Source organism: Burkholderia sp. S-53, assembly GCF_025560745.1.
Classification (GTDB): Bacteria; Pseudomonadota; Gammaproteobacteria; order Burkholderiales; family Burkholderiaceae; genus Burkholderia; species Burkholderia pyrrocinia.
In genome coordinates this window covers 2,368,147-2,391,192 of the sequence record NZ_CP090484.1, presented here as the reverse complement: position 1 = coordinate 2,391,192, position 23,046 = coordinate 2,368,147, and the positions used below count along the sequence as shown (strand labels likewise).

The window sequence follows — 23,046 nt, the reverse complement described above, 5'->3', positions numbered from 1 at the left end:
CACACAGCGATTCAAAAATCGTGCGAGAAACGGCGCTTTCGGGCGGCCGCGCGGCACACGCGGGCCGACGCGTCAGAACAGCTTGACGATCGCGGGCACGCTGAGCACAGCCACGTAATAGCCCATGAACTGCACGCCCGTGTTGAACGCGAACAGGCGCGACAGCATCCCGCCGAACAGGCCGATCGTCACGATCACGGCGAGCCCCAGCAACTGCCCTTCCCACACGCCGATCACGACGATCAGCCCCGCGAAGGTCGCGATGATCGCCTCGTGGCTCAGCTTTCTCGCGACGAACGACGCCGCGCGGTGCGCGTGATGCATCGCGAGCGGATACGCGATCAACGCGGCCAGCAGGATCGACAGCAGCCCGTAGCCGAGGAACTCGGGCCAGCTCATCAGCGTATGAAGGTTGTGGATCTGCCCGCTCGCCGCGTCGACCGTGAAGCGCGGCGGCGCATTGAACAGCGGCGCGGCCGGGCCAGCCGCGACCGGGCTCAGCGGCAGCCCGAACGCGATCAGCGGGATCAGCGCCTCGGCGATGTAGGTCGCTTCGGTCACGCCGTTGCGCGCGGCGATCACGGTCGTCAGCCGCTGGTACGCATGACGCACGCGCGCGCCGACGATCTCGCCCATCAGCACCGTCATCGCGACCGGGCTGAACACGAACGTCGCGCTCGACACGGCGGCCGTCCCGACCGTCCACGCGACCTGCTCGCGGTCGAGCACCTTCAGCGGATTCGGGAAGTAGCCGCGCCAGCTTTTCACGTCGGGCGCGAGCACGAACGTCGACGGCCCGTCGCGCCGCATGCGCCGCCGCTCGGCCGGCGACAGGATCGAGAACAGGTCGGCGACCAGCGGCCCGATCGCGATCCCGAGGAAGTAGCTGACGCTCAGCTTCACGCCGTAACGGCCCGTCAGCGCCTGCAGCCCGACCACCAGCATCACGAACGGCACGAGCAGCAGCACCGACGCCCAGCGGCCCGCCGAGAAATACGCGATGCCGACGGCCGCCGCGAGGAACACCCACGGCGCGGCCTTCGCGATCGCCGCGCCGAACGGCGCGAGCAGCGACGCGAACAGCACGGCGAGCGGCAGCGCGACGAACGCGGCGACGATCGCGCCGGAGATCATCTTGCGCAGCGCGATGTGCGGCACGCCGAGCGCGCGCAGCAGCGTCGCCTGCTGCAGCAGCGGCGCGGCCATCGTGTCGCCGGGAATGCCGAGCAGCGCGGTCGGGATCGAATGCGTGATGTGCTTGGCCACCGCGCCCGCGAGGAAGAACGTGAACACGCCGGCGGGCGGCACGCCGAGCAGCGCGACGAGCAGCGTGAGCGGCGCGATCGTCGTCGTTTCGTCGGTGCCGGAGATCAGCCCGATGCCGGAGAACACGATCGCGCCGAGCAGCCCCATCGCGAACGCGGCCGGCAATGCATGCAGCAGCGCGTCCATCAGCGGCCTCCCGCGCGTGCGCGCTCGGGCGACGCGTCGTATGAAGCGAACAGGTCGAGCAGGCCGAGTTCCTCCATCTCGGCGCGCGCACTGGCGGACAGGTCGCTCGCCGATCCGAGCCCGCCCGATGCTTCGGCAAGCTGCCGGAGCGCTTCGTCGCGCTCGGCGCCGCCCGCCGCATGTTCGATCACCGTGCGCTTCGGCTTGAACAGCACCGCGCAGATCGCGCCCGCCAGCAGGCAGCCGCCGAGGCCGATCAGCATCGCGTAAGCCCGCGCGATCGCCACGTCGTGTACGAACGACGCGAGCACGAGCCGGCCGATCTCGAACGCGCCAAGGCTGATCGCGATGCCGAGCAGGACCGACCACGCGAGGTGCTGCGTGGCTACCGTGTCGCCCCACACTTCGACAAGCGTCGCGGCCGACGTATCGGCGCCCGCGAACGGTCGCACGCGATGCGGCGCGGGTGCGACGGCACTTGAACCGGTCTGTTCCATGTGTCTCCTCCTTGATTGATATGTCGCCGGCCGTGCCGGCGCAGCACGCCACGCACGCCGCATTCGGCGCGCGTACCGCGCGTCAGCCGGCGCTGCGGCCCGCCAGCAGCGCGACCGCAAAATCCGCGCGCACGTCTTTCGCTGCGACCATCTGCTGCGCGATCCGGTCGATCTCCGCACCGGTCGCACCGGCCGCGACGGCGATGTTCCGTGCATGCAGCGCCATGTGGCCGCGCTGGATGCCTTCGGTTGCGAGCGCGCGCAGCGCACCGAGGTTCTGCGCAAGCCCGACCGCGACCGCAATTTCGCCGAGTTCCTGCGCGGAAGTCACGTTCATGATCTTCAGCGCGAGACGCGCGAGCGGATGCGTCTTCGTCGCGCCGCCGACGAGCCCCACCGGCATCGGCATCTCGATCGTGCCGACCAGGTCGCCGTTGGCGGCCTTCTCCCACGTCGTCAGCGACGTATAGCGCCCGCTGCGGCTCGCGTACGCATGCGCGCCGGCTTCGACCGCGCGCCAGTCGTTGCCGGTCGCGACCACGACCGGATCGATGCCGTTCATGATGCCCTTGTTGTGTGTCGCCGCGCGGTACGGGTCGGTCGCCGCGAACACGTATGCATCGATCACGCGATCGATCACCGCTTCGCCCGGATAGTCGTCGGTCGCGAGCGTGTCGGCCGAGTACCGTACCTCCGCGCGGGCGAGGCGCAGATCCGCGAGGTTGGACAGTATCCGCAACCGTACCTGGCCGCCGGTAATCGCTTCGATGCGTGTCGCGACGGCTTCGGCCATGGTGTTGACCGTGTTCGCGCCCATTGCGTCGCGCACGTCGACGATCAGGTGAGCGACCACCATCGCACCGCGCGGCGTATCGGGGAACACGTGGACCTCGATGTCGCGGCAGCCGCCGCCGAGGCCGACGAGCACCTTGTCGCGGCTGTTCGCGAGCGCGATCAGCTCGGCCGCGTGCCGCAGGATCGCGTGCCGCGCGCCGTACGGATCGCCGACGCCGATCACCTGTACCTGCGCGCGCATCAGCGGCCCGCTGCTCGACGTGCGGAAGCCGCCGGCCGCGCGGGAAAGCTTCGCCATATACGATGCGGCCGCAACGATCGACGGCTCCTCGACCGCCATCGGCACGATCACGTCACGGTCGTTGATCCGGAAGTAGCCCGCGACCGCCATCGGCAGCTCGAACGTGCCGATCACGTTCTCGATCATCCCGTTCGCCGTGTCGAGCGGCAGCGCGCCGGGCCGGGCGAGCAGCGCGTGCTCGGCATCGTCGAGCCCGACAGTGCGGGACAGGTGGGACAGGCGTTGCTCGGGCGTGAGCGAGCGGAAGTTCGGCAAGGCGGAATCGATGGGCATGATGTCGTTCTGTTTCGGGGTGGCGCTGTGTCTCCGTCCGCGCTTGCGGCGGCCAGCGGATAGCCGAATAATAGTCACGCTGTACCCATTGAAAAGGTACAGAAGGAGCAGACAGTCACCTATCCGTACCCATGACAGTGGGCCGGCCCGACGGAACATTGCGATGAAACAGCGTGCAAAAGCCAGCCTGTCTGGCGCGATGGCGGACAATCTCGCCAGACAGATCGAGGAAGGCGTGTTGCCGGCCGGCGCGAAGCTGCCTTCGATCAGGGAATACGCTGAGGCGTCCGGCTGTTCGAAGAACACCGTGATCAGTGCGTTCGAGATGCTCGCGGCCGACGGCCTGATCGAGCCGCGCCGCGGCTCGGGTTTCTTCGTCACGCGGCGCGCGGCGGCCACGCCCGACATCGACGAGCCGAGTTCGCTCGACCGCGCGATGGACATCGTGTGGCTGATGCGCGAGCAGTTGCACGTGAAGCCCGACGTGCTCAACCTCGGCGAAGGCTTTCCGCCGATCGAGTGGCTAGAGGAAACGCGGCTGAACCAGTACCAGCAGCGCATCATGCGCACGAGCGCCGCATCGCTGTTCCGCTACGGCAGCCGCTTCGGCTACCTGCCGCTGCGCCAGTCGCTGCAGCAGAAGCTCGCCGGCTACGAGATCGAGGCGCCGCCCGCGCAGATCGTGCTGACGCACGGCGCGAACCAGGCGATGGATCTCGTGCTGCGCTACTTCGTGCGCCCCGGCGACACCGTGCTCGTCGACGATCCCGGCTATTACCCGCTGTTCGGCAAGTTGAAGCTGAGCGGTGCGAACATCGTCGGCGTGCCGCGCGAGATCGACGGCCCCGACGTCGCGAAGCTGGCCGAACACATCGCCGCATACCGGCCCAAGCTGTTCTTCACGCAATCGGTCGGCCACAACCCGACCGCGACCGATACGAGCGCGGCCAAGGCGCACCGCATCCTGCAGCTCGCCGACGCGCACGACCTGATCGTCGTCGAGGACGATGCACTGGCCGACCTGCGGCCGCGCTCGCTCACGCGCATCGCGACGCTCGACCAGTTGCGCCGGACGATCTATATCGGCAGCTTCTCGAAATCGGTGTCGGCCGCGCTGCGTGTCGGCTTCCTCGCGTGCAACGCGGCGCTCGCGAGCGATCTCGCCGACGTGAAGATGCTGACCCACGTCAGCAGCTCCGAATACTGCGAGCGCACGCTCGACGCGATCGTCAGCGACGGCCACTTTCTCAGGCATACGAATCATCTTCAGGAGAAGCTGCGGCGCGCGACCGGCACCGCGCTCGCTGCGCTCGATCGTCTCGGCGCGGAAGTCTACCGGCCGTGTGAGCAGAGCCTGTATCTGTGGGCCGCGCTGCCCGACTGGCCCGATTCGATGCAGCTCGCGCAGGCGATGCTGGAACGCGGCGTGATCCTCGCGCCGGGTGCCGTGTTCTCGCCGCAGGCCGATCGAACGTCCGCGTATTGCCGGTTCAATGTCGCGTATCTGGCGGACAAGCGGTTTGCGCAGGCGTTGAGCTCGGTTGCGTAGCCGATGCGCCGGAACAGCCTGGCGATCGCCGGCACGCCGGGCACCGCGACGCAATCGAACCCGTCAACGGCACGCCCATGTTGAACGCGAACAAACGCGAGTCGCCAAATGCATCGCGGCAGACGGCTCATTCATAAAACATTCAACGATCCACGGCGGAAATTAAACGCATTTGCCGCCAATTCCCGATCGACAGTCGTTAATCGCCGGTTGCATCATTCTCCGGCCCACGTTCCTGATATGCTCGCCCGACGCGAACCATCCTTCCTGCTTTCGCGAGAGCGACGAGGTCGTTTCACGGTCGCCGCGAAAACACGAGACACGCACACGCTCGACAGCCGCCCCCCCCAAATGTGAAACGGAGTTGCCGACATGACTACCTCAACCGATTGCCGGTACGAAGAATCGTCATTCCCGTCAGACGTCGATGGCGCCAGGATCTTTCTCAGGAAATGGACTCCGTCGGCAAGCGGGACACCGCGAGCGGCTGTGCAGATCACTCACGGGATCTGCGAACATGGCGGCCGCTACGATCGGCTCGCCCGCTATCTGGCGGCTCGAAACTACGTTGTCTTCGCGCTTGATCTGCGCGGACATGGTCGTACCGCCGGGGCCGCTGCATTGGGGCAAGCCGGGCTCACGGCGTGGGCCGACATGGCGAGCGACATCGCCCAGCTTTCCCGCCTGATCGGGACGCAGTTTCGCGACCTGCCCTTGATTGCGTTCGGCCACAGCATGGGCTCCGCACTCACGCAAGCACACATCCAGAACCACGGTTCTCTTCTGGCCGGCGCGGTACTCTGCGGCACACTGGGCGCATTGCCCGGCGTTGACGACGACACGCTCGAGCAGCTCGGCGTCGTAGCGCATTCTGCCGACGGCAACCAACCCGCGATGCTGTTCGGCAAAGTTCTGCAAGCATTCAACGCGCCGTTCGTGCATTACGGGCAACCGTCGACAGGCTGCGAATGGATGACTGCGGACCCGGTCGAGATACAGCGCTTCCTGGACGACGAACTCTGCGGCAAGCCGTTTTCCAACAGCATGCTGTACTCCGTGCTCGACGGCTTCCGTAACCTGTGGATCCCCGAGCATGAAGCGAGAATACCCGTGGACCTGCCGGTTCTGGTGATCGCCGGCACCCACGATCCGGTAGGCGAACATACGATTTCGATCCAGTCGCTGATTGCCCGTTACATGCGCCATGGGCATCTGGCGCTGACATACCGGTTCTATCCGGGCGACCGGCATGAAATATTGAACGACCACAATAGCGACCTCGTCCAACACGATATCGATGCCTGGCTTGAAAGCGTGCTGCTCCGGCGACAGCACGAGCCAACGTAAATCCGGATCGGCGTGACCGCTGCGTGCCGCGATCATGGAATCCGGGTAACGGCAGTCAATGCCCCGCTGCGCGACGCCCGGCCCGAAGAAGGTCCGGTTCCACCGATAAGGAAAACGAAGGAGGCAGAACATGAATCGGTTGCTGGAAATCCGAACATACCGCCTGAAGCCGGGAACGTTGCACGCATTCCATGCAGCCATGCACCAGCATGCCGTTCCGATGATCCGCGCGAGCGGCATGGATGTCGTGTACTACGGCCATTCCGACCACGAAGAAGAGAGCTACTGCCTCGTGCGGGCTTACGCCGACCGCCAGTCCCTGGAGACGGAGCAGACGGCGTTCTACAACTCGAAGGCCTGGCGGGAAGGTCCGCGCCAGGCACTGGTCGTGCACATCGACACGTACCTCAACACGCTGCTGTGAATGGCGGACGACGCTGTCGAGAGCCTTCGGACGCTCAATCCGTCGTGACGGTCGGCCGGACAACGCGGAAATGCATGTGGGCGCTCGCGGCATTGGACCCGCTCGCTCTTCAATAGCTCTGGTCCGCCGACGCATTCCATCCACGTGCAAATTTCGACCTCGGCGTGCCGCGTCAACTGCTCATGGGCAAAGGTGAAACGCGTGAGCAGCGTTCCATGTCAGAAAAATGGCGGCGGTGGCGACACCCGGAACCGGATCATCCGCTGCTTCCCTGCAGCGACGCGATCAGCGGACAGGACACATGCCCGTCACGGGCATGACAGGCGCAAACCAATTGCGCCAGAACCGACTCCATCCGCGTGAGATCGGCGAGTTTCGCGCGGATGTCGCCGAGCTTGTGCTCGGCGAGGCGGCTTGCTTCCGCGCAATGGGTGCCGTCCTCGAGCCGGAGCAATTCGGCCACTTCGTCGAGGCTGAAGCCGAGCCGCTGCGCGGATTTCACGAACCGGACCCGCGCGACGTCCACCGCGCCGTAGCGACGAATTCCGCCGTACGGCTTGTCCGGCTCCGGCAGCAACCCCTTGCGCTGGTAGAACCGGATCGTCTCCACACCCACGTCGGCCGCTGCTGCGAGCGCGCCGATCGTGAAATTCCCGGTGTCGTTTTCCATGTCGCTTGACTCCGTACTTAAGTACGGAAGTAACGTTACATCATCAGGATGTCAAACCGGAAAGGAGCATTCGCATGCCTGAGTCCCCGAATGGCCGCGGCTCGCTGGCAGCCGGCGGGGTGGCGGCCATCCTCGCGTCGACCTGCTGCCTTGGTCCGCTGGTGCTGGTGGCGCTGGGTTTCTCGGGCGCGTGGATCGGCAACCTGACGGCGCTCGAGCCGTATCGTCCGCTGTTCATTGGGGCGGCGCTGCTCGCGCTGTTTTTCGCCGGGCGACGGATCTTTCGCGCACCGCGAGCCTGCCAGCCGGGCGACGCATGCGCCATATCGCGCGTGGCGCTGACATACAAGGTGCTTTTCTGGATCGTGATCGCCCTGGTGGTCGTTGCCGTGGCCTTCCCGTATGTGCTGCCACTGTTCTATTGAAAGATCGACCGGAGCCCATGATGCAAAAATTCGTGCTCGTCGCCGTGGCGGCCATGCTCGTCAATACGATGACCTGGGCCGCGACGAAAACGGTCACGCTGTCCGTGCCGGGCATGACATGCGCGGCGTGCCCGATCACCGTCAAGACCGCGCTGACTCGGGTGGCCGGCGTCAGCAAGGTCGACGTGGCGTTCGAGAAGCGCGAGGCGCGCGTCACGTTCGACGACGCGCGCACGGGTGTTCCGGCGCTGACGAAGGCAACGGCGGACGCGGGCTATCCGTCAAGCATCAGGCAATGAGAGAACCGTGATGACCACCATCTTCGAATCGGTGTTGACCTGCCCGCATTGCGGATCCACTCAGCGCGAGATGATGCCGACCGACACCTGTCAATTCTTTTACGAGTGCCCGAGTTGTCATGCGCTGTTGCGCCCGAAGCACGGGGACTGTTGTGTGTTTTGTTCATTCGGATCGGTGCCCTGCCCGTCGATCCAGCAGCAACGGTGCTGTCCGCCGTAAAGCGTTGCCTGCCGGCCAAAGGTCCAGTGCGCTTTCCAATATGCGAGCCGATGCGCGAGTTGTGCCGCGGGCCATTTGCAATCCTGCTGCCGGATCACCGTTCGTCCGGCGATGATGAAGGCGGCCAGTGCCGGCATAACCAGTGATCCACCGACAGCACGCCCGCCCCACGGCACAGCAGCACGAGCAGCATCGCGGCCCACTGGATATGCGTCGGCCATGCCAGCGGATAGACGAAAATCTCGATCACGGACGTCATCCCGAGCAGCACGAATGCCGCCAGCCGGGTGCCCAATCCAAGCACGAGCAAGACGGGCATGCTCAACTCGACCGACACGGCCAGGTAGGCCGCAATCTCCGGGGGCACCACGGGCAACCTGTATTCGTCGCGAAACAGCTCCAGCGCCGCGTCCCAGTTTGCAAGCTTGGTCATCGCCGAATTCCAGAAAATCGTCGCCACCGCGAGCCTGAGTGGAATCGCGAGCAGCCAATACGGCACGCGCTCGAGCCACTGCACGACGCGCCACAGGCGGGTGAGCACGGATGACGCGTGGAAGTCCGTTCGAGTCAGGTGACGCATGACGATGATCCTCCGTGAGGCCGGTCATCCGACGCCGGCACTGCGTCGACAAAGCATCCGCGCGCGAGCAGCATCGCCATGAGTGCATGGCCGTCCGCATGCGTTACGCGAGACAGCGCGTCGCGAACCCGTTCGCCGGTAAAGAGCGCGGCCGCGATGCGGTGCTCGTCGCGGCCCAGGCGAATCACGTCGACGCCCTCGGTTACGCGCTGCACGAGCAGATGCACCGGTCCGTCGTCCAGCCGGATCGCGTGCATCGCCGGGGTGTCCTGCTCGAGTACCGCGCGCCAGATAGTGTCGGCCGGAAAGTCACACCGCACCAAACGTGCCGCCGGATGGGGTCGCAGACGCAGTGCGCCGAGCGCGCCGTCATCGAGCGACGCGAGACCTGCAAGGTCAAGTGCCGGAAGGGCCGGCGCATGCAGCACGACATTCACCTGCCATTCGACGTGCGCGACGTCGGCCAGGTAAGGGATCGACGCGAGGTCCGAAAGCTGCGCGAGACACGCGGGAAACGCCGCGCCGTATTCGTCCAGCCACGCGCTGCGCGGCGGTGACGCGGCAATGAAGCGCCGGGCCGCCCCCTCGAAGCACTCCGCGCCGACCAGACGCTGCACCGCCGGAAACGCGAGACGCAGCGCGTTGACGAGGACGCTCGTCAACGTGTTGCGATAGATCGAGAGGCGCGCACGCGGTGCCAGTCCGTCGGGTTCGATCCAGGCCGCCGCGTCATCCGCGGCGGCGCCCAGGTCCCGTCGAACGGCCAGTTGCAGCTCAGCGAGCGTTGGCGAGCGCGAATTCATGTCGAGTCGCCTCCAGCATCGATTCGGCGATCGCCGCTTCCTGCATCAAGGTTTCCAGCGGCGGCACATCGGTATCCCATTCGATCAGTGTCGGCACTGCACCGAAGCGGCACAGCGCGTCGCGATACAGCGCCCAGACATCGGGGGCGACACGCGAACCGTGATCGTCGATGCGCAGCGTGCAGCCGTTTTCGAGTGTCCTGACGCTGTGGCCGGCCAGGTGGATCTCGCCGATCGCGTCCGGCGGCAGCGCAGCGAGATAAGTCTGCGGATCCCAGCCGTGATTGCATGCGCTGACGTAGACGTTGTTGACATCGCAGAGCAGACGGCAGCCCGTTCGCTGCGCCACGGCTGACAAGAATTCCCATTCGGGAATCGTCGAATGGATGTAGCGCAGGTAGGTGGACGGGTTCTCGATCAGAATTGGCCGCCCCAGCATGGACTGAACCTGATCGACATGCCCGCATACCACGTCCAGCGCCTCTTCCGTCAACGGCAACGGCAGCAGATCAGCCAGATAGGTGCCGCCAATCGCACTCCACGACAGATGCTCCGAAACCAGGGCGGGCTCGAAACGCCGCACCGCGGCCTGCACGCGGGCCAGATGCGTGGCGTCCAGCCCGTCCGCGCTGCCGAGGGACAGACCCACGCCATGTAGCGAGAGCGGGTAGTCGCGACGAATGGCGTCGAGACATTGCGACGCCGTTCCGCCTCCCATGTAGTTCTCCGTATGCACTTCGAACCATGCGACGGCCGGTCGCTGGTCGAGCACGGCCTGATGGTGGCGGAAGCGCAGCCCGACGCCCGCCCGGGACGGAACCGGGCGCGGCGTCACACAGCGCGATGGCGCGGACACGTTCATGGCGAGCGAGCCTTCAGCTGGCCTTGAGCTTGCCGCCCGCAATCTTGCCGCAGTCGCCGGCCGGCAGCAGCACGAAGGACTTCGGGTCACGGGCCTGCGTCGCCTGGCCGGCGCACGAATGTGCTCCCTCGGCGCAGTCGTTCTTGGCCACGGCGTTCACGCCGTAGCATTTTTCGAGATGGTTTTGTGCCATCCTCGCCATGTTGTCCTTGACGACCTGCGGCATGTTGCTCATGTCCTTCATGCCCTGTGCTTGTCCCGGGATGGCTTGCATGGCAAGCGCGAGCCCGACGGCGGCGGACAGCGAGGCAATGGCCGAAGCGGATTTGTTCATGGTGTCTTCTCCTGAGGTGAGGATCGCCGGTGCGCGACCTTGTCAGAAAATTCGCTCCGTTTCGACCAAAGGTTACGCAGTGCGCTGGAATTTTTTCCGCGCTGGACTTGTAGCGGGATCGATCGGATATGACTGACGAGAAAGGCCATCGGCGGCACGGCATGCGTCTGGTCCGGCCGGCTTCCGGACCGGAGCGTGGCGCCGGCGAGCATGCGGCGATTCGGGACGACGGTTCGCCCGACTGGTCGATGCTGATGGCGTGCGCGCAGATCGGGGATCAAGACGCCTACCGACGCTTGCTCGAGAGCATCGCACCGTACCTGAGACGACTCGCCGCGCGCCACGGCGTGCACCCCGACGCCGTCGAAGACGTGGTTCAGGACATTCTCACGACCGTGCATCAGGTCCGTCATACGTACGCGCCCGAGCGGCCGTTCGGGCCCTGGCTGGTGGCGATCGCGGGCCGCCGGATCGTCGACGCGTTGCGCCGTCAGGGACGTGCGGCATCGCGCGAGTTGCCGCTCGATCCCGACCATGAAACCTTGCCGGGACTCGGAGCGAATCTTATGGAAGCAGCAGCAGATGCGCGGGTGCTGCGCGACGCGATTGCCCAGTTGCCACCCGGACAGCGCGACGCGATCCAGATGCTGAAACTCGAGGAGATGTCATTGAAGGAGGCCGCCGTGGCGAGCGGCATGACCGTTGGTGCGTTGAAGGTCGCCGTTCATCGCGGGCTCAAGGCGTTGCGCAGGTTGCTGGAAAAGCGGGAGAACGGCCGATGAAGCGCTCGACATCCGAACTGATCGAATCGTTGGTGGCCGACAGTGCGCCCGTGCGTCCTCTGCGCCGGCCGCTTTGGCGCGCGACCGGGTGGCTGATGTTTGCGACGCTGCTGCTCGTGTGCATCGCGATCGCTCACGGCCTGCGGCCGGATCTGTTGCTCAAGCTGCATGAACCCGTATTCGTGACGGCCATCGTGGCTGCCGCGATCACGGGCGTCCTGGCCGTCGTCGCTGCGTTCGTCGCCAGCGTACCCGGCCGCTCGCTACGCTGGTTGCTGCTGCCGCTGCCGGCCTTGCTCGTCTGGATGTCCACGATCGGCTATGGCTGCCTGACGAACTGGGTCGAGATGGGTCCCGAGGGCCTGTCGCCGGGCGAAACCGCGCGCTGCTTCGCGACGCTCGTGCTTACCGGGGTGCCGCTTTCCTTGACGTTGCTGATCATGCTGCGCCATGTCGCGCGTCTTGCTCCCGTACCGGTGGCGATGGCGGGAAGCGTCGCCGTCTCGGCGATGACGGCGGTCGCGCTGTCGCTGCTTCATCCGCTCGATGCGACGGTGATGATTCTTGCGTGGAATGCCGGCTTGACTGCCGTCCTGCTGATCGGCGGTGCGTGGTATGGCCCGCGACTGTTCCATTGGATCGAGACGCGCGCCTGACCCATCGCGTTTGACAGCGTCGAGATATCCGCCACCTGATCGTCGTGACGTTGTCGTCCGGAAAGGGCCGGGTTCAGACCATGGAGCAACGAATTGAAAGCTTACGGTGGAATTAACCCGACAAATACGAAAGAATTTTGCAATAAACATTACGGAAAACATACGCAACTCGTTGATTGCAAACGAGAATTGTTTCTAGTAGCATCCGCGAACGAAAATCAGTCTCATTACTAAACATGACAAAAGCGGCAATCAGGGAGACTTTCCGTTCGAGCACCCGGGTGCGGCACTCGACACGTCGACCACCCTCGTAACTTTCGCGCCGGTTCGGACCTCGTCGCTCGGTCCGCACGCGCGCGCTAACCCGATTCGCTTATCCGCTTCGACTGTCGGTTCGCCGGCGGACGAGGCCCTGTTTCGTCCTTAGAAAACGCAATCTCCTACTCAACCTTCGCCTGGAACATCATGCATCGCCCTCGTCAGTTCTCCTCATTGACTGTGATCGCTGCCGCCGCTGCGATCGTCGTTGCCCCGCTTGCTCATGCGGCACCCCAGTCTTCCACGCAGAAGCTCGAAGCCAAGCTTGACCTCATGGCCCAGCAGCTGCTGGAAATGCGTGGCGAACTCACCCAGTTGAAGCAGGAGAACACCCAGCTCAAGGCGCAACAACAGCAACAGGCGCAGACCACGCAACAGACCGCTTCCGATCAAGCCACGCTCAAGAGTCAAGTCGAGGCGACCAGCCAATCGGTGCAAACCGCGCTGGCGAAACCGTCGCCGCTCGACAACCTGAACATCTGGGGATATGGGGAGATGTACTATTCGCGCCCGACGCGCCAGTCGGAGAACACGCGCGCCGATCTCGCACGCGGCGTGTTCGGCATTGGTTACCAGTTCGACGACAAGACGCGCTTCAACTCGGAATTCGAGATCGAGCACGGCGTCACGTCTTCCAGCGATCCGGGCGAATTCGAAGTCGAGCAGTTCTACGTCGATCACAAGTTCAACGATTCGCTGTCGGGCAAGGCCGGTCTCTTCCTGATCCCGGCGGGCCTGATCAACGAGAATCACGAGCCGACCAATTTCTACGGCGTCACGCGCAACTTCGTCGAGACGCTGATCATCCCGAGCACATGGCGCGAAGGCGGTCTCTCGCTGTCCGGCGATACAAAGTTCGGGCTCGGCTGGAGCGCGGGCGTCACGACCGGACTCGACCTTTCGAAGTGGAACTTCACGCCGACCTCGCCGCTGTACACCTCCGCGCTGGAACTGCAGAACAACAGCGTGGCGCCGATGCAGGCCACTCACCAGGAAATGGCGCTCGCGAACGCGCAGAAACTGTCGGGCTTCGTGTCGCTGAACTATCGCGGCGTGCCGGGCCTGACCGTGGGCGGCAGCGTGTTCAACGGCGGCACCGTGAAAGCCACGCCCGACATGGGCAGCAGCCAGCGAGTGACGCTGTACGAAGCGCATGCCCGCTATCAGCCGGGACCGTGGGACCTGTCGGCGCTGTACGCGCACGGCAGCTTCTCGCACACGGCGGAGGCAAACGCATCCGCCGCCGCCACGGCCGCAGCGAACGGCCAGAGCCTGACCAACCCGATGCCGGCCAGTTTCTACGGCTGGTATCTGCAGGCGGCCTACAACGCGCGCGTCGGCGGTTACCGCCTGGCGCCTTTCGTCCGCTACGAGAAGTACAACATGGCCGCGAGCTACGAAGGCGTGGGTTCCGGGTTCTCGATGCCGAGCGGCTTCGCTGTTCCGCACGATACGGTGTACACGGTCGGCGCGAATTTCTACCTGAATCAGAACGTCGTGTTCAAGGTCGACTATCAGCGCTTCAAGATCAACCGCGACTTCTCGCGTATCGATCTCGGTCTCGGAGTGACGTTCTGATGAACCGCAACGAAGCGCACTGGATGCCTCTGGTGATGCTTGCCGCGGCCGCCGGCCTGACGCCGGCGGTCGTGTTCGGCGCCGACTACCTGTCGGTCGCGCAAGCACAGAAGGCGATGTTTCCGGACGCGACGGCCTTCGTCGCCCAACCCGTCACCCTCACGGACGAACAACGCAAGGCACTGTCCGCGCAGGCCGGCACGCGCGTCAATCCGGCGCAATGGAACGTGTTCGCCGCAAAATCCGGCGATACGGTGCTCGGTTACGTGATCACCGACGCGGTTATCGGCAAGTTCCAGCTGATCAATTACGCGGTCGCGTTCGGGACCGACGGCACCATTCGCGATATGGAAATCCTGTCATATCGCGAGGAGCACGGTGGCGAAGTCCGCACGCGCGCATGGCGCAAGCAATTCGAAGGAAAGACGGGCACCGCGCCGCTGCAACTCGGCGAGGACATCCAGGGCATCAGCGGCGCGACGATGTCGTGCACGCATGTGACCGAAGGCGTCAGGCGGCTTGCCGTCTATGTACAGACCGTGCTTGCAAGGAAGTGAATTGACGGCCGCCTCCATCGATCTCCGTCATGCTGGCGTGCTGCGCAGGGCCAAGCCCCTGCTCGGCACGCTCGTCGACATCGGCATCGGCGCAATGGATGCCGATATTGCGCTCGCGGCCACCAACGCGGCGTTCGACGAGATTCGCGACGTGCACCGGTTGATGAGCTTTCATGAAGCGTCGAGCGACCTGAGTCGTATCAATCGCGCGGCACCGGGCCAACGGGTCGAAATCGATCCGCGTACGGCCGACGTGCTGCGGCTCGCGCTCGAGATCGGCGATGCGTCGGCCGGCGCATTCGACTGCACCGTTGCACCGGTGCTGGTGCGTCATGGCTTGTTGCCGCCGGTACCGGATCGGGAAGCCCCGATGGCGCTCGAGCCGGCCGATGCACGGCTCGTCCATTCCCGCGATCCGGTGGTGGCCCGCATACCGGCATTCGCGATCGAGGATTGCACCTTGATCAAGCAGCGCGACTGTCTGCTCGATCTCGGCGGGATCGCCAAAGGTTATGCGGTCGACCGTGCCGTCGACGCGGCCCTCGCACTCGCCGACGCGCGCGGACATCGGCTCGACAGCGTACTCGTCAATGCCGGCGGCGATCTCCGTTTTCACGGGGCAGGCGCGATGACGATTCGGCTACGCGACTTCGACGATCCCGCTCAACTGACCGGCGTCGTCGAGGTCTCCGCCGGCGCGCTCGCCACCTCGTCGACACGCGGCCTGGACGGACTCGCGCGCCGCGTGTCCCCGCTCGTCGATCCGCTCGGCGAGATGCCGCTCCCGATGGGCGCAGGCGTCACCGTCGCGGCCCCGAGCTGCGCCGTTGCGGACGCACTGACCAAAGTCGTGCTGGTCGCTGGCGATCGTGCTCGCACCGTACTGGCGCGCTACCGCGCATCCATCGTCCGCTTTTCGGCGCGACGCGCTCCTCTTGCCGAAACACCATGAAGCAATCGACAAAACCGCAATCCCGAGTGTTCGCGCCCATGCTTGCCTTGCCTTCGCGCCGAACGTTGTATGGACTGACCGCGCTGCTCGTCGCGACGGGCACGGCATGGCTCTTCGCGCACTTCGGACGCCAGGACGATGCGCTGCCGAGTCCGGTCGAACCGTGGTCGATGAAGATCCACGGCGCCGCCGCGATGATCGCGATTTTCATGGCGGGCACGATGGTCCATCGCCATGTGTTGCCCGGCTGGCGCATGCGGCGCAACCGTGTCGCGGGCATCGCGATGTGCATCGCCCTCGGCTCGTTGGCCGCAACCGGCTATGGCCTTTACTATTTCGACGGAGAAACGCTCCGGTGGCTAACCGAGCGGCTGCATTGGGGAGCTGGATTCCTCTTGCCCGCAATATTCGCGTGCCACGTCGGCGCAGCACGAATGTCCCGTCGCGGCAAACCGCGCCCGCCTCGTCGCCCTGCCTGCTGAAGCAGGTGCAGGCCAGCGGATCGTCGCGCGTCAACGCGTCATGACGCGCGTCAACGCTGCGATGTAACGATCGCGATTGATTGCCATTCCCATTTTCGATACGTGCAGCGCCATCGAGACCGGGTGGAAAGTGGAGGGATAGCCTCATGCCGAACTGCATCCCGATCAACATCCGATTGTGAATCGGGACATCGCCGACTATCGTTGAGAAGATCCGAAGTGCGGCTCGTCAAAGCAGGTCGAACGGGAGACACGCAATGAAAGGCGACAAGAAAATCATCGGCTACCTCAACGCCCAGTTGAAAAACGAACTGACGGCGATCAACCAGTATTTCCTGCACGCCCGCATGTATCGACACTGGCAGCTCGACAAGCTCGGCAAGCACGAGTACGACGAATCGATCGGCGAAATGAAACACGCCGACCTTCTGATCGAGCGCATCTTCATGCTCGACGGCTTGCCGAATCTCCAGGATCTGCACAAGCTGCTGGTCGGCGAGCATACGGAAGAAATTCTCGAATGCGACCTGAAGCTGGAGCGGGTGTCCCAGTCGACCTGCAAGGAAGGTATCGCTTACTGCGAATCGGCCGAGGACTACGTGTCTCGCGAGATTCTCGAGCACATTCTCGACGACACCGAAGCACACATCGACTGGCTCGAGACGCAACTCGAACTGATCAAGAAGGTCGGCATCCAGAACTATCTGCAATCGGGCATGACTTCGCTCGATTCCTGAGTCCCCGACCCACCCGACCGCACGGTGTTTCGTCTGCCTGGATCGCTGGTGCGCATGCTGTGAATCTGTCGCCCGGCATACCGGGAACGACGTGTCATCGCGCGGCACAAACATCAGACAAATCAAAAGCCTGGCGGCTGCGCAACACTTGTTGACCTGCCTTTCCTTTCAAATGATAATGCGTCGCGTTACGAAATTACGAACCATTACATACGACAGGTTGGGAGATGAGACAAGTATTGCACCCGGCACGACGGGCCGTTCTGGCCGCCGTTGCGTGCCAGCCGATCATGGTCGGCGCGGCCTTTGCGCAGGAAAGCGCGGTTACGCCGACGAGCACGACGACACACGTGTTGCCGGTCATGTCGGTGAACGCGAGCGCGCTTCGCGATCCGGGCGAAGGTTACAACCCGTCGAACGCGGTCAGCGCCACCAGGATCGACGCGCCGCTGCGCGATATCCCGCAGACGGTGAACGTGATCACGGCCGAAGTGATGCGCGATCAGCATGCAAACTCTCTGCAGGACGTGCTGAAGAACGTCGCGGGCGTCGGGTTTTCCACGGGTGACGGTCAGCGCGACCAGGTGACCATTCGCGGCTTCTCCGCGATTGCCGATCAGTTCGTCGATGGCATTCGCGACGATGCGCTGTATTTCCGCGATCTGTCGAACGTCGACCGGGTAGAAGTCGTCAAGGGCCCTGCCGCTGTTCTTTATGGCCGAGGTTCATCAGGTGGACTAATTAATCGTGTGACGAAAAAACCCGGGATCGACGTCACCAATCTTGGTGTCAGCTACGGTTCGTGGGCCGATCGTCGAGTCGAAGCCGATGTCGGACGCGTGCTCGCAAACGGCGCGGCCGCATTCCGGATAACCGGAGCGCACGAAGAGGCCAAGAGCTATCGCTCGCAGCAGTTTCTGAATCGCACGGCAGTCGCGCCGTCGTTCGAATTTCGCATCGCGCCAAAGACGACCGTGCTGCTGCAGGCCGACTACCTCGAGGATCGCCGCGTGACGGACTTCGGCATCCCGGCCTACAAGGGACGACCGGTCGACGTGCCGGCATCCGCTTATTACGGCGCAGCGAACGCCGGCGAGGTGGACTACACGCGATCGCGTGTCTATTCGAGCACCGCGACGATCAAGCACGAGTTCAACGACCAGTGGTCGATCCGCAACGCCACTCGCTACTATCACTATTCGCTCGACCGGAACAACACGCTCGTCGGCAGCGTCAACGAAGCGAACCGGACTTTCACGCTGAATCACGGCAACGTTTATCGTGAGGAGCACGGCTGGTTCAACCAGACCGATCTCACGCAAAAAACCACGCTGTTCGGCATGAAGCACGAGCTGCTGTACGGGATGGAATTCGGCCAGCAGAACAAGGATCTCGTCAATTATTCGGCTCCCGTCACCGGCGCGAACGGAAAGCCGACGAATTTCGACCTGTTCGCGCCGGCCCTTCCGACGCTGCCGCTGCATACGTCGACCACGCCGGCCGCCAACAACCTCGGCATCTTCAAGACGCTGGGGTTCTACACGCAGGACCTGATCAGCTTCAACGATCAGTGGAAGGCGCTGCTCGGCATCCGTTACGATCGCTTCGAGCAGGAGACGATCGACCGCCGTCCCAAACAGCCGGGCCTGTCGCGTACCGACACGGCATGGAGTCCCCGCCTGGGCGTGGTTTGGCAGCCGACCAGGACGCAGTCGTATTACGTGTCGTGGAGCCGTTCCTTCCAGCCTTCCGGCGAGGCGTTTTCGCTGGCGGCCAACAATGCGGAACTCGCTCCGGAAACCACGACCAATACCGAGATCGGCGCAAAGTATGACTGGCTCGGCGGCAAGGCGACCACGACGATATCGGTGTTCCGGCTGGATCGCAGCAACATCAAGGTCGCCAATGCGACCAGCACCGCGCTGATTCCGATCGGCGAGCAACGGACCGACGGCATGGAACTCAGCGGGGCAGCGGAGCTCGGCCACGGCTGGCGCGTGTTGGCAGGCTACGCGTACCTGGATGCAACCGTCACCAAGTCGACTGCCGCGCTGCAGGACAAACGAGCAACGCTTACCCCGCGTCACTCCGGCAATCTGTGGCTGACCAAGAATCTCGGCAGCGGCTTCGGCATCGGCGGCGGCCTGAACTTCGTCGGCGCGCGCATGGCCGATCCGCAGAACACGGTGACCTTGCCGGGTTACGTGACGGCCGACATGATGGCCTGGTACGCGCGCGGGCCGATGTCGCTCCAGTTGAACCTCTACAACCTGTTCAACAAGGGCTATATCGTCTCGGCGCACGGCTCGAGCCCCAACCTGAACATGCCGGGGGCACCGCGCAGCGTCATGGCAACGTTGCGATACGAAATGTAGAAACGGGGCAGTTCCCACGACGGGTGCTGATCGTCCGGTTGACGAGCACACCCGTTCAGCCTTCTCTGCAACACCTCACCGAAAACCTCCCGATCCGGTTCACCCGGTGCGGTGCGCGTGCCGCGCAGCATATGGACGTGCGCACGCCGCGTGTCGCTGTTCGGCAGCGCATCGCCCTACACTTCGGCCTCGAGCGCGGCGTGACCGATTACGTGGATCTGGCCAGCACGCCGAGCACGATCCGGTCGCAGCGCTCCCCGTCGAACGAAAACACGTCGCGCTCGGCCAGATCGATTTCCCGGGCGAGCGATTCGCGCAGCAGGCTCCTTGCGCGGAAATGCCGCGAGCGCACGGTCGCCTCCGGTATCCCGAGGCATGCGGCAGTTTCCTCGACGCTGAATTCCTCGACGCAGCGCATCACGAACACGATGCGAAACGCTTCGGGCAACGCATCGAGCTTGCGCTCCAGCAACGCGCGCAATTCGGATCGCATCAGCTCCTGGTCCGGCGAGTCGTTCTGGTCTGGATCCATGATGTTCCGCTCGAAGTCGGCGATCGCCGGCAACCCGACCATCGGCGCGATCGTGTCGCGCCGCGCGCCGCGGCGCTGACGCGTATGGCACTCATTGAGCACGAGCCGCGACAACCAGGTCGACAGCGACGCGTCGCCGCGAAAACGCGCGATCGCGCGAAAGGCCGCCAGATAGGCGTCCTGCAGCGCGTCCTCGGCTTCCGCATCATCGCGCAACGTCGCACGGGCAAGCCGGTAGAGCCGCCGGTTGTAACGGCGCATCAACTGCTCGAACGCCGCGCGCTCGCCGCTTGCGACTCGCGCGGCCAGCGTGCGGTCGTCTTCCTCCGAAAGCGGCACGGGGGGCGGTTCACGATCGCTCGCATTGCACATCATGGCTTGCCCTTCACGATCAGTGTCGCTTTCATCGTAGGATGAAACGTGCAGATATATGCATGGCGGCCCGGTATATTCGCGACATACTTCCACGACGCATCGGGTGCGATTTCATGCGAGTCGAACACACCCGCGGCCGTCACCGTGTGCGCGACGAGATCCTTGTTCACCCACACGATCGTGTCGCCACGCGCGACCGTCAGGCTGGCCGGGTTGAAACGCATGCCTTCGATGGTGACCCGGTGCGCCGTGCCGGCGGCGACGTCCGTGGCCGCGCACGCCAGCGCGGCCATCACGACGATCCGGCACACGGCGCGCCGGCGTTCCGCCGAGCGCCCGAGCTCAGTAGGACTTCTTCTCATTGCCGCCGCCGAGCGTCGCTTGCAACTCACGAGCATGCTCGAGGTGGGCAATGAACGCCGGCCGCACCTTCACCAGCAGCGCCTTCAATTCGTCGTTCTTCGCGGACGGAATGAGCATCTTGTCCATCGCATCGATCACCTGTTGATGATAGGCAACCTCGTGATCGACATAAGCCTTGTCGAATGCGTGTCCCTTGAGCGCCTTGAGCGCGGCGACGTTGTCATCGCCTTCCTTCTTCAACGCTTCGCTCGTTGCGTTGGATTCAGGTTTCAGGTTCAGTCTGGTCGCGAGCGCGACCGCCGATTTGTTCACATTGGTGTGATCGGTGACCATCAACTCGGCAAATCTCTTGACTGGTTTCGTATGCGTCGTGTTTTCCGCGAGGGTCCCGGCGTCGATGTCGACCTGGTTAGCCGTCACGACGATCGCCGCTATCTGCGGGTCTGTCAGTTGCGTCCCTTGAGCATAGGCGGCGAGCGGCAACGTGGAAAGCAGTGCCGCAAGGCCCAGCTTGTGCATGAGTGCCATGTGACTTCTCCTGAGTAATGGAAACGGAGCGATCATCACGCCGGTCGACGACGGATGGCTCTGTTGCGATAGACGTCACGACTTTCGGCCGCGTTCCTGCGGGCGCTCGGAAGGGGGCCAAATTCCAGATCGCCGTTCCATATAGGGGGGAAAGTCGGGCGAATGTAAAGCCGACGCGCGCTGGCCGGGTCAAAGGACGACGGCAGCGATATCGAGTCGAAGCGAACTTCCGGACACTTGCGCGGCGGCATCGATCGTCAAGCGTCGATGCCGCCGAGGATTTCGTCAGATGACGATCAGCAACGCGGCAAAGACCGCATAGAACCAGCCAGCATGCGCGAGTTGTCGGCTACGCACCTGCGCTGCGCGGAACGACCACTGCAGGAAGACGATGGCCAGTGCCGTGATGACTGCGGCAAGAATGGAAGGCGTCGCCAGATGCCACGGAGTAAAGAACAGACCAAACGCCGTGGGGATCGTCGCCTGGATCATCATCGCACCGCTGATGTTGGCCAACGCCAGCCGCTCCTTGCCTTGTCGCACCCAGATCACCGCGTTCATGATTTCGGGCAGTTCGGTCGCAATCGGGCTGAACAGCAACGCGGTGAGCTGCGGGCTCAGTCCGAGCCATGGGCCGACGGCTTCGATCTGGCGCACGAACAGGTGAGAGGCCGCGAAGATCACCACGAGCGCGCCGATCACCTGCAGCGCGACCCAGAACATGGCCGGATTCGCATCGCGTGGGCGCAGTTTCAGCGGTTCGAGTTCGCCGTGTTCGTCACCCTCGCCTTCAGCGGTCAGTTCCTTCCAGCAATACACCGCATAGGCCGCGAGAAACGCCAGGCCGAGCAGAGGCTTGAAGCTGAACAGGACAAGGCCGAGCCCGATCTTCACGACGAAGATGGCCAGGAACCAGAGCTGATCGCGGCGGAGGCGCTTCGTGTCGGCATCGACCGCGCTGGCCCGCAATTTACCCACGCGACGCGCGGTGGCCAGCAACGCTACGCCGACGACGGCATATGCGACGGTACTCAGCGCGAGCGGTCCGCCAATCGCGGCACCGACGCCGATTTCCTTCTGGGCGGGCGAACTGCCGAACGCCACGGCCACGAGCGTCACGACGCTCTCCGGCAGTGCGGTGCCGAACGCGGCCAGGATGGTGCCGGTGGCCGTCTGCGTCAGATTGAGTTTCTGGCCCAGCCACTCGACGCCATTGACGAACGTTTCGCACGAGAAATAGATGATGCCGGCTGCGGCGATGAGCAGAGCGAAAGTCAGCATCATGACTGTCGCTCCTGAACGAGGATGCGGGGGACGAACAGCATTGTGTAGTTCTCCACGAGCCGGGCCGCTAAAACCAATGACGCAGCCCTTCGCCCGGCTCGGGTGGAAGGGATGCGTCAAAGGTCTCGCCAGGCCGTGGAACGGCTGCCGACGCCATGGCATTGGGTGCCAATTATGTTGACGACGGCGCTTTGCCGGGGGATGGCAAAGCAGACTACTCCCCTAAGACGGACGCGATTATAGCCGCCTATCGCGACGATAGGGCGACATTCTCGTGATCAGGATCGGCGCGCCCGTCACGAGGGTTGAGTGCGTCGGAGCAGTGCCGCCATGCGACTCCGGTATGCCGGCGCCGATCCGGTCCTGTTCGTCACCTGTTCCGCCATGTCCGCGACCTTGGCACCGTCGCGAGGGTAAACCGGTCACCGACCGTCCTTGCCTATGGAGATTGGGCGAGAAATATCGGTGCCGGATTTGCTTGATCCGGTAGACAGGCAGTCTCGGCAACGGGTGCCGTGTTGCTGCTGCGGACACTGCACCGATCCGAACGAACCGAACACGCAGCAATCGCCAGGCCGCGGGCGCAGCAGGACGTGGCAACCGCGACATTCGTAACAGAACCGACAGGCATTCGCGGGCATGGTCTCCAGCTGTGCGAACCCGCAGTACGGGCAGGTCGGCACGGACTCGAATACG

The 23,046-nt window shown here is 64.2% G+C and carries 27 protein-coding genes and 1 riboswitch; of the genes, 14 read left to right on the top strand and 13 right to left on the bottom strand.

Annotation, left to right across the window (positions count from 1 at the left end):
* Window positions 1-72: 72 nt before the first annotated feature.
* From LXM88_RS32855 to LXM88_RS32845, 3 genes are all read right to left on the bottom strand, one after another.
* Window positions 73-1,452, bottom strand: coding sequence for a tripartite tricarboxylate transporter permease (locus LXM88_RS32855; RefSeq protein ID WP_262543613.1), 1,380 nt, complete (start codon window positions 1,450-1,452; stop codon window positions 73-75).
* Window positions 1,452-1,949 (bottom strand): hypothetical protein, encoded by a 498-nt coding sequence (locus LXM88_RS32850; RefSeq protein WP_262543612.1) that lies wholly within the window; start codon window positions 1,947-1,949, stop codon window positions 1,452-1,454. The genes LXM88_RS32855 and LXM88_RS32850 overlap by 1 nt, the downstream gene beginning before the upstream one ends.
* A gap of 82 nt (window positions 1,950-2,031) precedes the next feature.
* Entirely contained in the window at window positions 2,032-3,318 is a 1,287-nt protein-coding gene (locus LXM88_RS32845; protein WP_262543611.1) for a hydroxymethylglutaryl-CoA reductase, degradative, read from the bottom strand.
* A gap of 163 nt (window positions 3,319-3,481) precedes the next feature.
* Here LXM88_RS32845 and LXM88_RS32840 point away from each other — a divergent pair, with 163 nt between their 5' ends.
* The 3 genes from LXM88_RS32840 (at window position 3,482) to LXM88_RS32830 (ending at window position 6,638) form a co-directional block, all read left to right on the top strand.
* Window positions 3,482-4,867 (top strand): aminotransferase-like domain-containing protein, encoded by a 1,386-nt coding sequence (locus tag LXM88_RS32840; protein WP_262543610.1) that lies wholly within the window; start codon window positions 3,482-3,484, stop codon window positions 4,865-4,867.
* A gap of 372 nt (window positions 4,868-5,239) precedes the next feature.
* The gene (locus tag LXM88_RS32835) at window positions 5,240-6,214 is read left to right on the top strand and encodes an alpha/beta fold hydrolase (RefSeq protein ID WP_262543609.1); all 975 of its coding nucleotides are present in this window, start codon (window positions 5,240-5,242) and stop codon (window positions 6,212-6,214) included.
* Window positions 6,215-6,344: 130 nt separating this feature from the next.
* Window positions 6,345-6,638 (top strand): NIPSNAP family protein, encoded by a 294-nt coding sequence (locus LXM88_RS32830; protein ID WP_262543608.1) that lies wholly within the window; start codon window positions 6,345-6,347, stop codon window positions 6,636-6,638.
* Between the two features lie 256 nt (window positions 6,639-6,894).
* On the opposite strand, the gene merR is transcribed toward LXM88_RS32830, so the two are convergent.
* Complete coding sequence (gene merR, locus LXM88_RS32825) at window positions 6,895-7,308, bottom strand: Hg(II)-responsive transcriptional regulator (protein ID WP_262543607.1); 414 nt, start codon at window positions 7,306-7,308, stop codon at window positions 6,895-6,897.
* Between the two features lie 74 nt (window positions 7,309-7,382).
* On the opposite strand from merR, the gene merT reads away from it, so the two are divergent.
* Genes merT through LXM88_RS32810 form a run of 3 tightly spaced genes read left to right on the top strand, consistent with a single transcriptional unit; the run spans window position 7,383 to window position 8,252 of the window.
* A complete protein-coding gene (gene merT / locus LXM88_RS32820; protein ID WP_262543605.1) occupies window positions 7,383-7,733 on the top strand; it encodes a mercuric ion transporter MerT in 351 nt (116 codons plus the stop codon).
* A gap of 20 nt (window positions 7,734-7,753) precedes the next feature.
* The gene (merP, locus tag LXM88_RS32815) at window positions 7,754-8,032 is read left to right on the top strand and encodes a mercury resistance system periplasmic binding protein MerP (RefSeq protein WP_262547042.1); all 279 of its coding nucleotides are present in this window, start codon (window positions 7,754-7,756) and stop codon (window positions 8,030-8,032) included.
* A 10-nt stretch (window positions 8,033-8,042) separates the two neighbouring features.
* Window positions 8,043-8,252: a GDCCVxC domain-containing (seleno)protein gene (locus tag LXM88_RS32810; protein WP_412524156.1), complete on the top strand. Its 210-nt coding sequence runs from the start codon at window positions 8,043-8,045 to the stop codon at window positions 8,250-8,252.
* Between the two features lie 94 nt (window positions 8,253-8,346).
* Here the strand turns inward: LXM88_RS32810 and LXM88_RS32805 are convergent, their stop codons facing one another.
* Genes LXM88_RS32805 through LXM88_RS32790 form a run of 4 tightly spaced genes read right to left on the bottom strand, consistent with a single transcriptional unit; the run spans window position 8,347 to window position 10,831 of the window.
* Window positions 8,347-8,832 (bottom strand): DoxX family protein, encoded by a 486-nt coding sequence (locus LXM88_RS32805; protein ID WP_262543603.1) that lies wholly within the window; start codon window positions 8,830-8,832, stop codon window positions 8,347-8,349.
* Window positions 8,820-9,635 carry an HvfC/BufC N-terminal domain-containing protein gene (locus LXM88_RS32800; RefSeq protein WP_262543601.1) on the bottom strand — a complete coding sequence of 272 codons (816 nt, stop codon included), beginning with the start codon at window positions 9,633-9,635 and terminating at the stop codon, window positions 8,820-8,822. The genes LXM88_RS32805 and LXM88_RS32800 overlap by 13 nt, the downstream gene beginning before the upstream one ends.
* Window positions 9,607-10,497, bottom strand: coding sequence for an MNIO family bufferin maturase (gene bufB, locus LXM88_RS32795; protein WP_262543600.1), 891 nt, complete (start codon window positions 10,495-10,497; stop codon window positions 9,607-9,609). The genes LXM88_RS32800 and bufB overlap by 29 nt, the downstream gene beginning before the upstream one ends.
* A 13-nt stretch (window positions 10,498-10,510) precedes the next feature.
* Window positions 10,511-10,831 (bottom strand): BufA1 family periplasmic bufferin-type metallophore, encoded by a 321-nt coding sequence (locus tag LXM88_RS32790; RefSeq protein ID WP_262543599.1) that lies wholly within the window; start codon window positions 10,829-10,831, stop codon window positions 10,511-10,513.
* 128 nt (window positions 10,832-10,959) lie between these two features.
* Between LXM88_RS32790 and LXM88_RS32785 the strand changes: the two genes are divergently transcribed.
* The 8 genes from LXM88_RS32785 to LXM88_RS32750 all read left to right on the top strand — a co-directional run bounded on the left by LXM88_RS32785 (window position 10,960) and on the right by LXM88_RS32750 (window position 19,268).
* Window positions 10,960-11,613, top strand: a complete 654-nt coding sequence (locus LXM88_RS32785) for a sigma-70 family RNA polymerase sigma factor (protein WP_412524155.1) — start codon at window positions 10,960-10,962, stop codon at window positions 11,611-11,613.
* On the top strand, window positions 11,610-12,269 hold the full coding sequence (locus tag LXM88_RS32780; protein ID WP_262543598.1) for a DUF1109 domain-containing protein: 660 nt from the start codon (window positions 11,610-11,612) through the stop codon (window positions 12,267-12,269). Before LXM88_RS32785 ends, LXM88_RS32780 begins: the two co-directional genes overlap by 4 nt.
* Before the next feature lie 465 nt (window positions 12,270-12,734).
* On the top strand, window positions 12,735-14,165 hold the full coding sequence (locus LXM88_RS32775; RefSeq protein ID WP_262543597.1) for an OprO/OprP family phosphate-selective porin: 1,431 nt from the start codon (window positions 12,735-12,737) through the stop codon (window positions 14,163-14,165).
* The gene (locus tag LXM88_RS32770; protein ID WP_262543596.1) at window positions 14,165-14,722 is read left to right on the top strand and encodes an FMN-binding protein; all 558 of its coding nucleotides are present in this window, start codon (window positions 14,165-14,167) and stop codon (window positions 14,720-14,722) included. The genes LXM88_RS32775 and LXM88_RS32770 overlap by 1 nt, the downstream gene beginning before the upstream one ends.
* Window position 14,723: 1 nt before the next feature.
* On the top strand, window positions 14,724-15,674 hold the full coding sequence (locus LXM88_RS32765) for an FAD:protein FMN transferase (protein ID WP_262543595.1): 951 nt from the start codon (window positions 14,724-14,726) through the stop codon (window positions 15,672-15,674).
* The gene (locus LXM88_RS32760) at window positions 15,671-16,156 is read left to right on the top strand and encodes a hypothetical protein (protein WP_262543594.1); all 486 of its coding nucleotides are present in this window, start codon (window positions 15,671-15,673) and stop codon (window positions 16,154-16,156) included. Before LXM88_RS32765 ends, LXM88_RS32760 begins: the two co-directional genes overlap by 4 nt.
* Window positions 16,157-16,413: 257 nt before the next feature.
* Window positions 16,414-16,893 (top strand): bacterioferritin, encoded by a 480-nt coding sequence (gene bfr, locus LXM88_RS32755; RefSeq protein ID WP_262543593.1) that lies wholly within the window; start codon window positions 16,414-16,416, stop codon window positions 16,891-16,893.
* A gap of 227 nt (window positions 16,894-17,120) precedes the next feature.
* Window positions 17,121-19,268: a TonB-dependent receptor gene (locus LXM88_RS32750; protein WP_262543591.1), complete on the top strand. Its 2,148-nt coding sequence runs from the start codon at window positions 17,121-17,123 to the stop codon at window positions 19,266-19,268.
* Window positions 19,269-19,476: 208 nt separating this feature from the next.
* On the opposite strand, the gene LXM88_RS32745 is transcribed toward LXM88_RS32750, so the two are convergent.
* The 5 genes from LXM88_RS32745 to LXM88_RS32725 all read right to left on the bottom strand — a co-directional run bounded on the left by LXM88_RS32745 (window position 19,477) and on the right by LXM88_RS32725 (window position 22,991).
* Entirely contained in the window at window positions 19,477-20,175 is a 699-nt protein-coding gene (locus LXM88_RS32745; RefSeq protein WP_262543590.1) for an RNA polymerase sigma factor, read from the bottom strand.
* Window positions 20,172-20,468 carry a cupredoxin domain-containing protein gene (locus LXM88_RS32740; RefSeq protein WP_262547038.1) on the bottom strand — a complete coding sequence of 99 codons (297 nt, stop codon included), beginning with the start codon at window positions 20,466-20,468 and terminating at the stop codon, window positions 20,172-20,174. Before LXM88_RS32740 ends, LXM88_RS32745 begins: the two co-directional genes overlap by 4 nt.
* Window positions 20,469-20,517: 49 nt before the next feature.
* Entirely contained in the window at window positions 20,518-21,066 is a 549-nt protein-coding gene (locus LXM88_RS32735) for a DUF4142 domain-containing protein (protein WP_262543588.1), read from the bottom strand.
* Window positions 21,067-21,351: 285 nt separating this feature from the next.
* Entirely contained in the window at window positions 21,352-22,350 is a 999-nt protein-coding gene (locus LXM88_RS32730; protein ID WP_262543587.1) for a sodium:calcium antiporter, read from the bottom strand.
* A gap of 58 nt (window positions 22,351-22,408) precedes the next feature.
* Window positions 22,409-22,585, bottom strand: a riboswitch (yybP-ykoY riboswitch).
* 187 nt (window positions 22,586-22,772) lie between these two features.
* Window positions 22,773-22,991 (bottom strand): GDCCVxC domain-containing (seleno)protein, encoded by a 219-nt coding sequence (locus LXM88_RS32725; protein WP_412524154.1) that lies wholly within the window; start codon window positions 22,989-22,991, stop codon window positions 22,773-22,775.
* Window positions 22,992-23,046: the final 55 nt, after the last annotated feature.